The 14,407-nt window shown below is 65.7% G+C and carries 14 protein-coding genes; 8 read left to right on the forward strand and 6 right to left on the reverse strand.

Features of this window, described 5'->3' with window-relative positions; translation table 11 throughout:
* Positions 1-54 precede the first annotated feature (54 nt).
* The 6 genes from ABLE92_RS21315 to ABLE92_RS21340 all read right to left on the reverse strand — a co-directional run bounded on the left by ABLE92_RS21315 (position 55) and on the right by ABLE92_RS21340 (position 7,360).
* Positions 55-1,680, reverse strand: a complete 1,626-nt coding sequence (locus ABLE92_RS21315) for an HNH endonuclease signature motif containing protein (RefSeq protein ID WP_348806792.1) — start codon at positions 1,678-1,680, stop codon at positions 55-57.
* Between the two features lie 465 nt (positions 1,681-2,145).
* Positions 2,146-3,528, reverse strand: coding sequence for an alpha/beta hydrolase domain-containing protein (locus ABLE92_RS21320; protein ID WP_348806793.1), 1,383 nt, complete (start codon positions 3,526-3,528; stop codon positions 2,146-2,148).
* 17 nt (positions 3,529-3,545) lie between these two features.
* A complete protein-coding gene (locus tag ABLE92_RS21325) occupies positions 3,546-3,968 on the reverse strand; it encodes a carboxymuconolactone decarboxylase family protein (protein WP_348806794.1) in 423 nt (140 codons plus the stop codon).
* The gene (locus tag ABLE92_RS21330) at positions 3,965-4,852 is read right to left on the reverse strand and encodes an NAD(P)-dependent oxidoreductase (protein WP_348806795.1); all 888 of its coding nucleotides are present in this window, start codon (positions 4,850-4,852) and stop codon (positions 3,965-3,967) included. Before ABLE92_RS21330 ends, ABLE92_RS21325 begins: the two co-directional genes overlap by 4 nt.
* Complete coding sequence (locus ABLE92_RS21335) at positions 4,849-5,586, reverse strand: SDR family oxidoreductase (protein WP_348806796.1); 738 nt, start codon at positions 5,584-5,586, stop codon at positions 4,849-4,851. Before ABLE92_RS21335 ends, ABLE92_RS21330 begins: the two co-directional genes overlap by 4 nt.
* 307 nt (positions 5,587-5,893) lie before the next feature.
* Positions 5,894-7,360, reverse strand: a complete 1,467-nt coding sequence (locus ABLE92_RS21340) for an aldehyde dehydrogenase (RefSeq protein ID WP_348806797.1) — start codon at positions 7,358-7,360, stop codon at positions 5,894-5,896.
* A 94-nt stretch (positions 7,361-7,454) separates the two neighbouring features.
* Between ABLE92_RS21340 and ABLE92_RS21345 the strand changes: the two genes are divergently transcribed.
* Genes ABLE92_RS21345 through ABLE92_RS21380 form a run of 8 tightly spaced genes read left to right on the forward strand, consistent with a single transcriptional unit; the run spans position 7,455 to position 14,400 of the window.
* The gene (locus ABLE92_RS21345; protein ID WP_348806798.1) at positions 7,455-8,045 is read left to right on the forward strand and encodes a TetR/AcrR family transcriptional regulator; all 591 of its coding nucleotides are present in this window, start codon (positions 7,455-7,457) and stop codon (positions 8,043-8,045) included.
* Positions 8,046-8,058: 13 nt separating this feature from the next.
* Positions 8,059-9,294: a cytochrome P450 gene (locus tag ABLE92_RS21350; protein ID WP_348806799.1), complete on the forward strand. Its 1,236-nt coding sequence runs from the start codon at positions 8,059-8,061 to the stop codon at positions 9,292-9,294.
* Positions 9,294-10,106, forward strand: a complete 813-nt coding sequence (locus tag ABLE92_RS21355; RefSeq protein WP_348806800.1) for an SDR family oxidoreductase — start codon at positions 9,294-9,296, stop codon at positions 10,104-10,106. The genes ABLE92_RS21350 and ABLE92_RS21355 overlap by 1 nt, the downstream gene beginning before the upstream one ends.
* A complete protein-coding gene (locus tag ABLE92_RS21360; RefSeq protein ID WP_348806801.1) occupies positions 10,103-11,461 on the forward strand; it encodes a cytochrome P450 in 1,359 nt (452 codons plus the stop codon). Before ABLE92_RS21355 ends, ABLE92_RS21360 begins: the two co-directional genes overlap by 4 nt.
* A 2-nt stretch (positions 11,462-11,463) precedes the next feature.
* Positions 11,464-11,658, forward strand: coding sequence for a ferredoxin (locus ABLE92_RS21365; RefSeq protein ID WP_348806829.1), 195 nt, complete (start codon positions 11,464-11,466; stop codon positions 11,656-11,658).
* 24 nt (positions 11,659-11,682) lie between these two features.
* On the forward strand, positions 11,683-12,225 hold the full coding sequence (locus ABLE92_RS21370; protein ID WP_348806802.1) for a Cif family virulence factor: 543 nt from the start codon (positions 11,683-11,685) through the stop codon (positions 12,223-12,225).
* Positions 12,226-12,241: 16 nt separating this feature from the next.
* On the forward strand, positions 12,242-13,507 hold the full coding sequence (locus ABLE92_RS21375) for a hypothetical protein (RefSeq protein ID WP_348806803.1): 1,266 nt from the start codon (positions 12,242-12,244) through the stop codon (positions 13,505-13,507).
* A gap of 14 nt (positions 13,508-13,521) precedes the next feature.
* Positions 13,522-14,400, forward strand: a complete 879-nt coding sequence (locus tag ABLE92_RS21380; protein ID WP_496560835.1) for an SDR family NAD(P)-dependent oxidoreductase — start codon at positions 13,522-13,524, stop codon at positions 14,398-14,400.
* Positions 14,401-14,407 lie beyond the last annotated feature (7 nt).

Genomic DNA, 14,407 nt, shown 5'->3' on the forward strand with positions numbered 1-14,407 from the left:
CGCAAGACGGTGCTGGAAAGCGGTTGCAGCGCAGCACCACCCGACGGCAGTGACCTACCGCGGATAGGTGGTGATGGTCTCCCCGGTGACCGGATCGCGCCAGATGACAGCCCGATCCGAAAGCATGGTGGGGATCAACAACCCCATGTGCTTGCGCTGATGGTCCGGGGTGCACAACGGCATCAGGTTGAATTCCACGGTCCAGCCACCGGTGATCGGATCCTGGTGCACGAATTTGACCAGGTGATCGATCTGGCATTCACTGGCCGGTCGCCCGCAGTGCGGGTACCGGCAGGTGCCATCCAACTCGATGATCCTCTCCCGCAACCACGCCGGTATCCGATACGTCAACGCACCCGGCGGCGGGAGGAAATGTCCGCCGTGTCCGGTGGGGTCGATCGGTGCCGCGGGGAACGGATCGTCGAGGCGGCGCCATGCCGCCGGTATCCGGTCCAGTGAGGTGGTGGTGTTGATGCTGGGGATGTCGAGGGTGGGAAACTCGGTGACGGTCACCAACTGTCCTGAACTGATCAACGCTCTGGCATGAGCGTCGTCGACAACCCCGAAGTACTCCAGCCGGGCCTCCCGCTGCCCTGACGGGTCGGTGATCAACGACAGCGACAACTGCGAATCGGTGTCGGTGTCGGTGTCCGGTTGCGCCTCGACGGTATCCGTTGCCGCACAGTCGGCGTCGTCACAGTCAGCGTCGTCGGTGATCGTCTCGGGATCGTCGGTCACGTCGGCGTCCGACTGGGGATCGTCGGTCGTCTCGGGATCGGCGTCCCCATCGTCGGCGACATCGACAGACAGATCAGTCGCGTCGTCGTCGGGGTCGATGTCGAGGTCGGTGGGTTCTTCCGGCAGCGGGATCGCCCGGGAGCAGTCACCTCGACCGCACTCGCACGACAGGTACGCGCCGGGTAGTCCTTGGATTTCGGCGAATGCCGCGACCTGCACCTGACCTTGACGACGCGGATCACGTGGGCAGATCCGTTCACTGATCATTTTCGCGATCCGCGCGGCGAGGTGGGCTCCCATTTCTCCGGGGGCGTAGACGGAGATGCTGCAGTGCCCGTTGGTGTCCCGACGCACTCGCACGTTCTGGTCGCGTGCGGCGGCTTCTTCGCGTCGGTCGGCGGCACCGTCGGGATCCAGGGCGATCACCATCTCGACGACCTGATCCCGCAATGTCTTATCAGCCTGATTACGTTCGGCCAGTTGCAGCGCGCGGGTTTCGGCGAAGGCGCGGACGTCGTCGTCGGACAGGACGGCGATCTCGTTGGCGATGATGCGGATGCGTTCCAGGGAGTGGTCACCGTCGAGGAATGCGGCGGTCACGGTCGGGAGCGTTGACAGCAGGAAGCTGAGCGTCATCCACGATGTGGCCTGCGGCACCGATACTCCGAGGGTGGTGGATACCTTGCCGGTGACGGCTTTGTCGACGGCGCCGGTGGTGTGCACGTTGGATTGATGGCCCGAGAGCAGCATCTCGTCGTACACGGTGTGCCCGATCCGCGCCGCCGACAACACTTTCCGTGCGATCACCTGTCGTTCCTGGCGTTGCAGGGATCGGGCCAGAGCGGTCGCGGCCTCTACGGGGAGGTGATCGATCATGGCGGCGTCGGCGGCGGTCATCGACAACTCTGGTGCCTTGCTGCTGCCAATCATGTTGGTGGCCATGATGTTCACCTCCTCTGCTCGGTCGGATCAACTGAACTGAGTCAAGTGTAACGAGGGGGTACGACAACTTTGTTGGCGCAGAATCGGTTGGGGGTAGACCGGTTTCGCTGTCAATTCGCGGAAGTGGTCTCGACCCCGACGAGCTCGGCCCGGCGGATACGCGACGAGCTCGCTTCGCTCGCGCGGCGCACTCGACCAGCGAGGGTTGCCCACTGCTGGCCGAGTGGGGCGGAGCTTGCGGAGCCCCGTATCCGCCGGCCGAGCCTGTCGAGGTCGAGGCCACTGTGGTGAGTGGGAGCTGTTGCTTGGGTGGAGCTTTCGGCATGCGGAAGTGGCCTCGATACACCGACTCGCAAGCTCGTCGGCACTCGGCCAGCGGGAGTTGCGTGCGCTCGGCCAGCGGGGCTGCGCGCACTCGGCCAGCCGGGGGGTTGCGTGCACTCGATCAGCGCAAGGGTCCAGCGTTCAGCGGAACGCTTCCGCGTCCACGACGAGATCGGTGCGGGCGTCGGCTAGCAGTTCATCGCGGTCCGCGGAGAGAACGAACCCCGCCTCGATCGCAGCGTCCACGGCATCGGCGTACCGCTGCACATAGTCGGTGTCACCGGTGTACAACCCGGCGATGACGGTGGGCGGCAGGGGAGTGGTGACGCCGAAGAGGACACAGATCCGCGGCACGTCGGCGGTCACGACGCCACTGAGGATCTGCGTCGGCACGTCGACGCACGGTGTTCGCACACCGTCGCGTGCGTTGCCGATGGTGTCCAGTTCAAAGCGTTTGCCGTCGCCGGAGTCGACGACGAGAAGTGGTGTGGCGACCGGAGGTTCGGTCTCCCCGTTCAGCCACTCGCGCAGATGATGCAGGGCTGCCCGCAACACGAAGCGTTGCTGCCCGCGGTTCACCGGAGCCGGGCAGCCCAGCATCGATTCGTACTCGCCGATCTGCGCGATGTCGGCATGCGAGGTGCCGGCCACCTCCCAGGCACGGAAACGCATCGAATCCGGTTGGCGTGCTTGCACATACTGGAAGTTCGTCAGGACGTCGGTCTCGGTCTGGACGACGAAGACCGGTACCTCGACATCAGCAGAGATCGGTACGGGAACACCGCGGTAGGCCTCGGTGATGTCCACCGGACCGCCCGCATCGCCCAGTGGCAACGTACCCAGCGAACGACTGTGGATCAGGATGCCGTGAAACACGTTGTGTCGACGCGCAAAGTGATTGGTGTAGGTGGTCAAGGCCATCGCCGACTGGGATTCCCCGGCGGCAAGCAGCCGACGAACCGATAACCCGGTCAACGGATGTCCCTCGACATCGGCATCGGCGAGTGCGGCGCCGATCGCGCCGAAGATGTCGTAGCTGTACCCGTCGCCCGGATGATGCAGCGCGGCATAGCGTTCAGGATGCTTGTCGGCCAGGCGTTGCGGTGCCGATCCGTCATCCATGCCCACCGATCCGGCGCCGCCCTCGACGCCGGCGTACTGCGCCGACACCCCCACCCAGGCATAGCCGGAACGGATGATCTCCGGTGCCAGGTAGGTGTATTCGGGTGCGGAGTCGGTTCCGCTGGACACGTTGAACCATTCGACGACGACGTGCCCGTTGAAGTCGGCGTCGTCCTCCGGGCGACGCACCAACACTCGCGTGGCGAACTCTGCGGTGTCCACCTCGCGGAGGTCACCGTCGTCGGCGGCGAACCGTCGGGCCAGACCCGATGCGGAGTACTCGGTTTCGGTGTATCCCGCCGCCGACAGATCCGGTCCGGGATTGGCCGACAGGATGTTGTGGCCATCTCCCCCGGTGAGCTCGGTGAAGGTGATCTGCGTCGGTGCGGACGTGGCAGTCATGTACTCGATCGTATCCGTCAGCCCTGCTGGTCGGCCGCGGCTTTCGCGGTGGCCTTGCGGTGCCGCTTGATCACCTCGCCGAACATCATGTTCATCTTGGTGCCGATCGGCCAACCGACGTAGTAGCAGAGGAACAGGGCGATCTCCTCGAGCTGTTCCGGGGTGAGTTCGTCGTTGCCGAGAGCGGCACCCGCCTGGATCTCCGCGACGTCGACCTGCCCGCCGGCCGCGAGCGCACCGAGCAGGATCAGCCGACGGTCGCGGATGGACAGGCCCTCACGCGTCCACACCTCGGCGAACAGTTGATCGGCGGTATGCGCGAAATGCAGTCCCGGACCGTCGGACATCTCCCAGCCGTACACCTGGGTCATCATGTCCAGGCCACGACGTCGCCGTTCGGTCTGTGTCGCTGCTGCCTGCGGGCTGTCGGTGCTGGTCATGACTCTCCTTCGTGATGCGGCACGCCGAGACCGCGTGCCAGATCCTCATAGGCCTGCGTTCCGAGGGGTAGCTCGACACCGAGTTCTGCGCCGAGGGCCAATGCCAGGGACAGGTCCTTCTCTCCCAACGTTCGCACGTGAATGAAGACGCCGTACCAGAAATCGTCGGGTTCGATCTCGGCGGTCGTGTCGCGCAACATGATCGCGCCGGCCGCTCCGGTGATGGCGTCGGTGTGGCGCACCACCTTTCCGAGTTTGGCGATGTCGATGCCCGCGGCCTCGGCCAACCGGGATGCCTCGGTGGTCGCGGTGAACGAGATGAAGTGCAACAGATTCCGGGCCAGCTTCATCTTCGTGCCGGCGCCGACCTGCTCACCGGCGTGCACGATCATGTCCGCGGTGAGGGAGAACGGTTCCTTGATCGCGGTGTAGGCGTCGCGTGGTCCGCCCACCATGATGGCGAGGCGTCCCTGTTCGGCGCCGGGCGCGCCACCGGAGATCGGGGCGTCGAGAAGTGTGACCCCCTGGGCGGCGCACACCTCGGCCAGCTCCACAGCGGTATCCGGGCCGATCGTCGAATGAACGGTGATGACGGTGCCGGGAGCCGCCGCCGACAGCAGGCCGCCGTCGCCGGCCACCACCGTGCGTACCTGGTCGTCGGTGACCACGCAGATGCCGATGATGTCGGAGGTCTCGGCCAGTGCGGCAAGCGAATCCGCCGCCTGCGCACCCTGATCGACCAGCTTGCCGACCGCCTCCGCGGAGAGATCGAAAACCGTCAGGCCCCCCGGAGCCTTCGCCAGACGAGCGGCCATCGGAGCACCGATATTGCCCAGTCCCACATAGCCGATGCGCGGTGCATCGGCGCGTTGTGCAGCGCTCACGACCGGATGACCTGTCCGCCGTCGACATTGAAGATCTGGCCGGTGATCCAGCTCGCCTCGTCGCTCAACAGGAACAAGCACATTCCCACAAGGTCTTCGGGCGTGCCGAACCGCTTGAGCGGCAGCCGGTTCACGATGTCGTCGACCATCTCCTTGGGAGTGGTGGTCCGCGTGGCCTCGGTGTCGATCGGTCCGGGTGCGATGGCGTTGACGCGGATGTTCTGCCCGCCGAGTTCGGTGGCCAGTTGCTGCGTCAGACCGTTGACGCCGACCTTCGCCAGTCCGTAGAAGCCGCTGTAGAGCCATGCGGCGGTGGAGGATTGGTTGACGATGGCGCCGCCGTTCGTCATGTGCGGGTACACCTCGCGGGTGACGTTCAGTGCGCCGTCGAGATTGACGCTCATGAACTTCTTGTAATAGTCCCACGGCACGGTGATGAGGAAGTCGAGCTTCATGCCGCCGTAGATGGCGGCGTTGTTGACCAGACCGTCGATACTGCCGTAGGCGTCGACGGTGCTCTGCGCCAGCGCTTTCGCCGACTCCGGGTCGGAGACGTCGGTGTGCACGTAGCGGCCACCGATGTCGGCGGCCACCTTCTCACCGGCCTCGTCATTGAGGTCGGCGACGACGACGTTGGCGCCCTCGCCGGCCAAGGCGCGGGCGTAGGCTTCGCCGATGCCGCCGGCCGCGCCGGTCACGATCATGGTCTTGTCGGTGAAACGGGAGGAGGTCATGGGGTTCTCTTTCTGTGATCTCGATACACCGACTCGTTTCGACAAGCTCAACGCAAGGCGCTCGTCGGCACTCGATCAACGGGGGATGGGGGTTTCGATACGCGTCGGGCTCGCTTCGCTCGCGCGTCGCTACTCAACCGGCGGGGGAGGGTGATCTCGTTTAGCGGGTAAGCGGCACTCGATCAACGGGGGATGGGGGTTTCGATACGCGTCGGGCTCGCTTCGCTCGCGCGTCGCTACTCAACCGGCGGGGGAGGGTGATCTCGTTTAGCGGGTAAGCGGCACTCGATCAGCGAGGCGGGTGGACTCACGCCGGCCGGGCGACGGCCTTCGTCTCGAGGTACTCCTCGAAGCCGGCGACACCCATCTCCCGGCCGATGCCGGAGGCCTTGTAGCCACCGAAGGGGACGTCGGCGGAATACCAGATACCGCCGTTGACGCCCATGGTTCCGGTACGAACTCCGTTGACCACCTTGTTGATCCGGTCCTCGTCGGTGCCGTACACCATGCCGGAGAGGCCGTAGGGCGAGTCGTTGGCGATGCGGATCGCGTCGTCGTCATCGTCGAACGGGATGATCACCAGCACCGGGCCGAAGATCTCCTCCTGCGCGACGCGTGCGGAGTTGTCCAGGCCGGAGATGAGGGTGGGTTCGACGAAGAATCCCTTCTCCTTGTCGGCCGGGCGTCCACCGCCGATCTCGATGGTGCCGCCCTCCTCGCGGGCCAGCGCGATGTAGGACTCGACGCGCTCGCGTTGCCGCGCGGAAATCAGCGGGCCACAGATGGTTCCGGGATCGGACGGGTCGGCGGCGGGCAGACCGGCCATCGCGTCGCGGGTGGCGGCGATCGCCTCGTCGAGTTGCGCGCGGGGTACCAGTAGGCGGGTGGTGATCGCGCAGCCCTGACCGGCGTGGGTGACGACGGCGAAAGCAGCCATCGCGCAGGCACTCTTGAGGTCGGCGTCGTCAAGAACGATGAACGCCGACTTGCCGCCGAGTTCGAGGAACACCTTCTTCAGCGTCGCCGACGCCGCCTCCATCACCTTCTTGCCGGTCGCGGTGGAGCCGGTGAAGGACACGAGGTCGACCCGCGGATCGGTGGACAGTTGCGCTCCCCCAGCATGATCCGACGACGTCACGATGTTGATGACGCCGGGCGGGAAATCGGTCTCCTCGGCGATCACCTTGCCGACCAACGCCGCCGCCCACGGGGTGTCGGGTGCGGGTTTGAGCACGACGGTGCAGCCGGCGGCCAGTGCCGGCCCGATCTTGGCGAAGTTGATCTGGTGCGGGAAGTTCCACGGGGTGATCGCCCCGACGACGCCGACCGCCTCGCTGCGCACCTCCCGGTGATTCTTCAGGCCCATCGGCGTGGCCTCACCGAGGTCGCGGGTCCACTGATAGTTCTCCGCGAGATCGGCGAAGTAGCCGAGGTCGGTGGCCGGTCCCTCGAACTGGGGGCCGCCGGTGAGGAAGGCGGGGGCACCGACCTCCTCGGTGGTCAGCGCCTTGAACTCGTCACCGTGGGCGAGCAGGGCGTCGCGCAGTTGTCGGAGGCACCGCGCGCGGAAGGCGTGATCGCGCGACCAGTCGGTGGTGTCGAAGGCGCGGCGCGCGGCGGCGATGGCCGTGTCCATGTCGTCGGCGGTGCCGTCGGCGGCCTTGCCGATCACCTCCTCGGTGGCCGGGTTGACGACGTCGAACACGCCTCCGCCGCCGGGGATGAGTTTGCCGTCGACGAGGAGGTCGGACGCGGACTCGGGTCTGAGAGTCATGAACTGGGCTCCAATGACTGGAAGGGCATCTGACTGGAAGGGCATCTGGACAGGTGTCTGGACTCACGTTCAAACCTAGTGTAGCGTCGGTCACATGTCCAGCCCCGTGTCTCAGGAATCCACCCGACGACGGTTGACCACCCAGCAGGCCGAGACGGTTGCCCGACTGACCGACGCGGCCGTCGAGGTGCTCAACGAGGAGGGCTTCGACGGGCTGACGGTCCGGGCGGTCGCCAAACGTGCCGGTGTTGCGCCGGCGACCGCCTACACCTACTTTTCGTCGAAGAGTCACCTGGTGGCCGAGGTGTTCTGGCGCCGCCTGGCGCAGGGAGTTGCCGAGCCGGACCTGGCCATCGCACCGAAAGACCGTGTGGCACAGGTCCTGCGCGACGTCTCACTGGTCGTCGCGGGGGAGGGGCAACTCGGCGGGGCGGTCACCGTCGCACTGCTCGGCACCGACCCCGACGTCGAGCACCTGCGGCTGCGCATCGGTGGCTTCATCCGCCAACGCCTCGCCGCCGCCCTCGAAGTCGACCCGGAGAATCCCGGGCCGGTCGTCGACGCCCTCGAAATGCTCTACGCCGGCGGCCTCGTCCACGCCGGGATGGGGCATCTCAGCTACGAACAGACCTCCGATCGCCTTGTCGCCGCAGCCCACCTACTGATGGAGAACCAGCCGCAATGATGGAGCACATCCGATGACCGACCTCGCCGTCGCCGGCATGGAGCAGCGGATCCCTTTCGATCCGTACGCCTATGACTTCCACGAAGATCCGTATCCCACCTATGCGCGGCTGCGCGCCGACGCGCCGGTGTACTACAACGAGGCCCAGGATTTCTGGGCGCTGGCCCGGCATGGCGACGTGCGCAGCGCCTTTCGTGACGCGGTGAACCTGTCCAACGCGTGGGGCGTGTCGATGGACCCCTCGTCCTACGGCCCCGACGCCCACAAGTCCATGTCCTTCCTCGCGATGGACGATCCGAAGCACATGCGGATCCGGAAGCTGGTGAGCAAGGGATTCACCCCGCGGCGCGTCAACGACCTGTCCGAACGGATCACCGCGCTGACCGACGCGCACTGGGAGAAGTGCTTGGAGAAGGGCGAATTCGACTACGTCGCCGACTTCGCCGGACTGCTCCCGATGGACGTCGTCTCCGAACTCCTCGGCGTACCCGAAAGTGACCGCGCCTTCCTGCGCCGGCAATCGGACCTGTTACTCCACCGTGAAGAGGGCGTCCTCGACATCCCCGAGGCCGCGGTCTATGCCTACATCGAACTGCACAAGTACTACACCGCGCTGATCGCCGAACGCCGTGACAACCTCGGTGACGACCTCGTGTCCGCGCTCATCACCGCCGAGATCGACGACGACGAAACCGGCGAGAAGACCAGCCTGTCCGAGGACGAGATCGTCGGATTCATGGTCCTGATGGTGGTCGCCGGCAACGAGACCACCACCAAACTCCTTGCCAACGCCCTGTATTGGGCGTGGCGGCATCCGGCCGAACTCGCCAAGGTGATCAGTGATGTCGACCTCGTCCCGGACTGGACCGAGGAGACCCTGCGGTACGACAACTCCACCCAGATGGTGCTGCGGCGGGTGGCCGCCGACGTCACCTACGGCGACCACACGATCCCCGCGGGACAACGGGTCCTGCTGCTCGTCGGCTCGGCCAATCGCGACGAGGACGTCTTCGACGACGCGGCGAGTTACCAGATCGGCCGGGACTGCAGCCAGGCTCTGATGAGTTTCGGTATGGGAACCCACTTCTGCCTCGGCGCACACCTGGCCCGGCTGGAAGCCAACATCGGACTCGCGGCAGTGGCCCGTTCGATCACCTCCGTCGACATCGACATCGACAACGCCGTCCGCGTGCACTCGGTCAACGTCCGCGGATTCGCCGAACTCCCCGTGAAAGTGACGGTGCGCTGATGGCCTTCATTCCCCATCCCGCCCGGCGTCCGGTCCTGGTGGCCGGTGCGTCCTCCGGAATCGGAGCTGCGACCGCCGAATGGCTCGCCGCCGCAGGATATCCCGTGGCCCTGGCCGCACGCCGTGTCGAGAAGCTGCAGGAACTCGCAGAGAAGATCACCGCTGCCGGCGGTGAGGCCGTCGCCGTACCGCTCGACGTCACCGACGACGGCGCTGTCCTCGACTGCATCGCCAAAGCGCAAGCAGCACTGGGGGATCTGGAGATCGCGGTGCTCGGCGCAGGTGATCTGGCCGTCGGGCTGTCACATCAGATTACCCCCGAGGACTTCGCCGATCAGATCAACATCCACCTCAACGGGGCCTACCGCGTCTTTCGGGCCGTCGTCGGCGGCATGATCGACCGCACCCGCGGCGACATCGTGTTCATCGGATCCGACGTCGCGATCCACCCGCGGCCATGGTCGTCGGCGTATGTCGCGGCCAAGTCCGGCATCGACGGCCTGGTGGCGACCATCCAACTCGAACTCGAGGGCACCGGAGTGCGGGCCGGAGTCGTCCGGCCCGGCCAGACCCTCACCGGCATGGGCATGAACCTCGACCCGAAGACCACCGAGGACATGCTCAACGACTGGATCAAGCACGGCCTCGCCCGGCACGGCAATTTCCTTTCCCCCGAGCACATCGCGCAGGCCGTCGCCGCCATGGTCACCATGCCGCGGGGGGCGCACATGCGCTCGGTGGAGGTGGAGGCCGAGGGGGCGGTGCCCAAGACCAAACTCAGCAGCCCACAATCGGAAGGACCCGACCAATGACCACGGTGACCACACCCAAGCGGGTGTCCGGTGGCGACGGTGAACACGGCCACCTCGATGAACTCGCCACCGATCCGATCGGCCTGTTCTGGCGGGTCCGTGAGGAATGCGGTGACGTCGGGCAGTTCCAGCTCGCCGACCGTGAGGTGGTCCTCGTCTCCGGCGCCGCCGCCAACGAGGAGTTCTTCCGGGCACCGGAGGAGGATCTCGATCAGGCCGCCGCCTACCCCTTCATGACGCCGGTGTTCGGTGAGGGCGTCGTCTTCGACGCCAGCCCCGAGGAACGGTCGAAGGCGATCCACAATTCGGCGCTCAAGGGCGCGCACATGAAGCAGCACGCGGTCACCATCCCCAACGAGGCGGAACGGATGATCGCGAACTGGGGCGAGGACGGCGAGATCGACCTCCTCGAGTTCTTCGGGGAACTGACGCTGTACACGTCGTCGGCCTGCCTGATCGGGCGGAAGTTTCGTGAGCAACTCACCAAACACGTGTCGGAGTTGTTCCACGACCTGGAGAAGGGCACCGACCCGATCGCCTACGTCGACATGCACGCCGACATCGAGAGCTTCCGCCGCCGCGACGCCGCGCGTGCCGAACTCGTCGAGTTCATCCAGGGCGTGATGAACGACCGGATCGCCAACCCCACCGAGAACAAAGAGGATCGGGACCTGATGGACGTGCTCGTCCAGGTGGGTTTCGACGCCAACACCATCACCGGCATGTTCATCTCGATGATGTTCGCCGGGCACCACACCACGCAGGGCACCGCCGCGTGGACGCTCATCGAACTGCTGCGCAACCCCGAGTACATGGCGCAGGTGTACGCCGAACTCGACGAGATCTACGGTGACACACCCGCCGGTGAACGCCCCGAGTACACCTTCGCCCACACCCGGCAGATGCCGAAGCTGGAGAACGCCCTCAAGGAGACGTTGCGGTTGCATCCGCCGCTCATCATCTTGATGCGGTTGGTGCAGAACGATTTTCACATCGAGGAGTTCGAGGTCACCAAGGGGCAGATGATCGCGGTCAGTCCCGCCGTCTCGAATCGGATTCCCGAGGACTTCCCGGACGCGGACTCCTTCGATCCGGACCGGTACGAGAAGCCACGTCAGGAGGATCTGGTCAACCGGTGGACCTGGATTCCGTTCGGTGCGGGCCGGCACCGTTGTGTGGGAGCACAATTCGCGATCATGCAGCTGAAGGCGATCTTCTCGGTGCTGTTCCAGAACTACGAGTTCGAGATGGCCCAGCCGCCGGAGTCCTACCACAACGACCACTCCAAGATGGTCGTGCAGTTGGCGCAACCCTGCCGGGTGCGCTACCGCAGCCGCGTCCGAACAGGTGCGTGATGATGCGCATCGAGGTGGATCTCGACCTGTGCCAGGGGCACGGGATGTGTGAGCTGGAGGCCCCGAAGGTCTTCGCGGCACAGATGGATCACGTGGAGATCCTCGATGCGCATCCCGGCGAGGATCAGCGTGCCGAGGTCGAGGCCGCCGTCATGTACTGCCCCACCCAAGCTTTGCGGATCGTCGAAGACGACTGAACGAGAGAATTGAGGACCGAGAACATGGCTTTTGATCGTGCCGAACTGGAAGAGATGAAACAACGCTGGCTCGACGCCAACATCGTGGCGGAGAAGGCCGGCGACTGGAAACCCCTCGCGGAGTTCTACACCGAGGACGCCACCTACGGATGGAACTACGGGCCGGACAAGGACTTCATGGCCGTCGGACGCGACGAGATCCGGGAGATCGCACTCGGCCAGGAGATGGAAGGTCTCGAGGGCTGGGAGTATCCCTACCAGGAGTGGGTGATCGACGATCGGACCGGATCGATGATCGGCCTGTGGAAGCAGGTGTACGAGGGCACCCGCGACGACGGTAGCCAGTACGCCCTCGAAGGGATTCAGGGCAGCTGGTTCCGCTACGCCGGGAACTTCCAATTCTCCTGGCAGCGTGACTTCTTCGACTACGGCAACGTGTCGGCGCTGTTCATCGAGATGCTGAAGAACAACGCCATGAGCGACGGCATGCTCAAGCGCATCGAGAAGGCCACCGGAGATCAGCCGGGCTGGTATCCGTTCGGCAAGGCCCCGGTCCCGTTCTGGTGAGACGAGCGCACTGAAGATGAGCGAATCAGCCCACTCGTATTCAGATCTCACCGGCGACGAGCTCGCCGGACTCGTGCCGGAACTGTTGCTGTCGGGGCAGTTGATCGACCGCAGCGGCATGGCGCACCTGATCAGTGCCTTCGGACGCGAGACGATGACGAAGGTGGCCATCGAGGAATGGATGGCGGCCAGTCCCGTCTACACCCACCGGATGCGGACCGCGCTCGGCATCGACGGTGACGGCGTCGAGGACATGTTCAAGTGCCTGCAACTCGACATCGGTGCCCCACCCCAGTTCATGGACTTCCGGTACGAGATCACCGACAAGTACCACGGATCGTTCGTCCTCGACCACTGTGGCGCACTGATGGATGTGGAACCCCTGGGCGACGAGTACGTCACCGCGATGTGCCACGACATCGAGGACCCCACCTTCGACGCCACCGCGATCGCCACCAATCGACGTGCCCGGATTCGGCCGATTCACCGGCCGCCACGCCGGCCGGTCGATCGGAATCCGCACTGCGCGTGGACCGTGACGATCGAACCCGATCGCGAGGAGTTGCCGCTTCCGGTGGACGCCGAGGCGATGTTCACCACGAACGCAGCCCAGGTCGAGTTGAGCCCCATCGATGAGACGGGCCCCGGCCACGTCGACTATCGCGGTCCCCTGGTGGAGGACCTGCAGTTCGCCGAGTGGTCGCATTCGGCGCTGGTGCGGATTGCCGAAGAGGTTGCGCTGCAACACCAACTGCTGGCGCTCGGCTTCCTGATCAGTCTGCGGCGCTACGCCGAATCGGCCGAGCAGGTCACTGAGATCTACCGCAAACAGTTCACCGGCATCGCGGGGTTGTCGGCGGACCGGTTGCGGTCGGCGTTGCGGCTGGGTTCGGATGCCCAGGCCGTCGCCGAGGTCATCCGCCTGGTGCCGGTGCTCGGTCCCCGGCAGTACACCGGTGTCACCGCGACGGTCGACGGTGACGACGTCATCGTCGACATCCCGTCGGATTCACCCGCGATGCGCGATGGCGGATGGTGCACGCTGCTCACCGTCGATCACTGTGAGCCGTTGCAGGCCATCGGTGTTGCGGTGGAACCGCACTGGACGATCAGTGCGGCGGAGACCACCGACGACGGTCTGCGGGTGCGCTACACCGTGGGTGGTGACGCGCAGAAGGAATCCGGTGAGGTGGCGATCGCGCGGTTCAGTTCCGGGGCCGACTTCTCGTTCACCGACCGGGGCCGGTCCATTCCGATCACCCCGGTCGCCAGCGGCGTCTGATGGCGGGGGTGGGCATGGCCGGACAGGTCGCCGTGATCGCCGGTGCGACACGGGGGATCGGTCTCGCGGTGGCGTATGCGCTGGCCGGTCGAGGGGTGTCGCTGGTCGTCAACGGACGTGACGAGGAGGCGGTGGCCGCCACCGTCGACGAGATCACCGGCGGTGGTGGCTATGCGGTCGGGGTGTGCGGTTCGGCGGGGCAGGCCGGTGTCGCGGAGAAGATGGTCGACGCGGCACTGTCGGGGTTCGGGGCGCTCGACATCGCCATCAATTGCGCCGGCATCGCCGAACCCGCCGGTTCGACGGTCCTCACGATCTCCGCCGACGAGTTCCGTGAGCAGGTCGACGCCCACCTGATGAGTGCCTTCCACATCTGTCAGGCCTCGGGAAAGGTGTTCGCCGAGCAACATTCGGGGTCGATCGTGCTCACCGGATCGGCCGCGTCGCTGGGGACCTTCGGTGGCAGCGGCTACCCGGCGGCCAAAGGCGGGGTGAACGCTCTGGCGCTGGCCGCCGCGGGCGACCTGCAACCGCTCGGGGTGCGGATCAATGTGGTGATGCCGGGCGCGAAGTCGCGGCTGTCCAGCGGTGATGACTACGTCCGTCACATCGAGAGTCTGCACGATCGGGGCATCCTCGACGATTTCACGCGTGATGCGGCCCTCGACCCGGCTCCGCCGGAATATGTTGCGCCGCTCTACACCTTCCTCGCCAGTCCGGCCGCCGAGGGAATCACCGGGCAGATCTTCACCGCGTCCGGCGGTTTCATCGGCCGCTACGATCCGCAGCAGCCGACCTTCATCGCCTACCGTGACCACACGGAGACCGAGCCGTACAGCATGGCCGAGTTGGCCGAGTTGCTGGCGTCGGAGGCGATCTCTCCACAGGGATGACGGCCGG

Origin of the sequence: Gordonia oleivorans (genome assembly GCF_040044975.1) — a bacterium.
GTDB lineage: Bacteria > Actinomycetota > Actinomycetes > Mycobacteriales > Mycobacteriaceae > Gordonia > Gordonia oleivorans.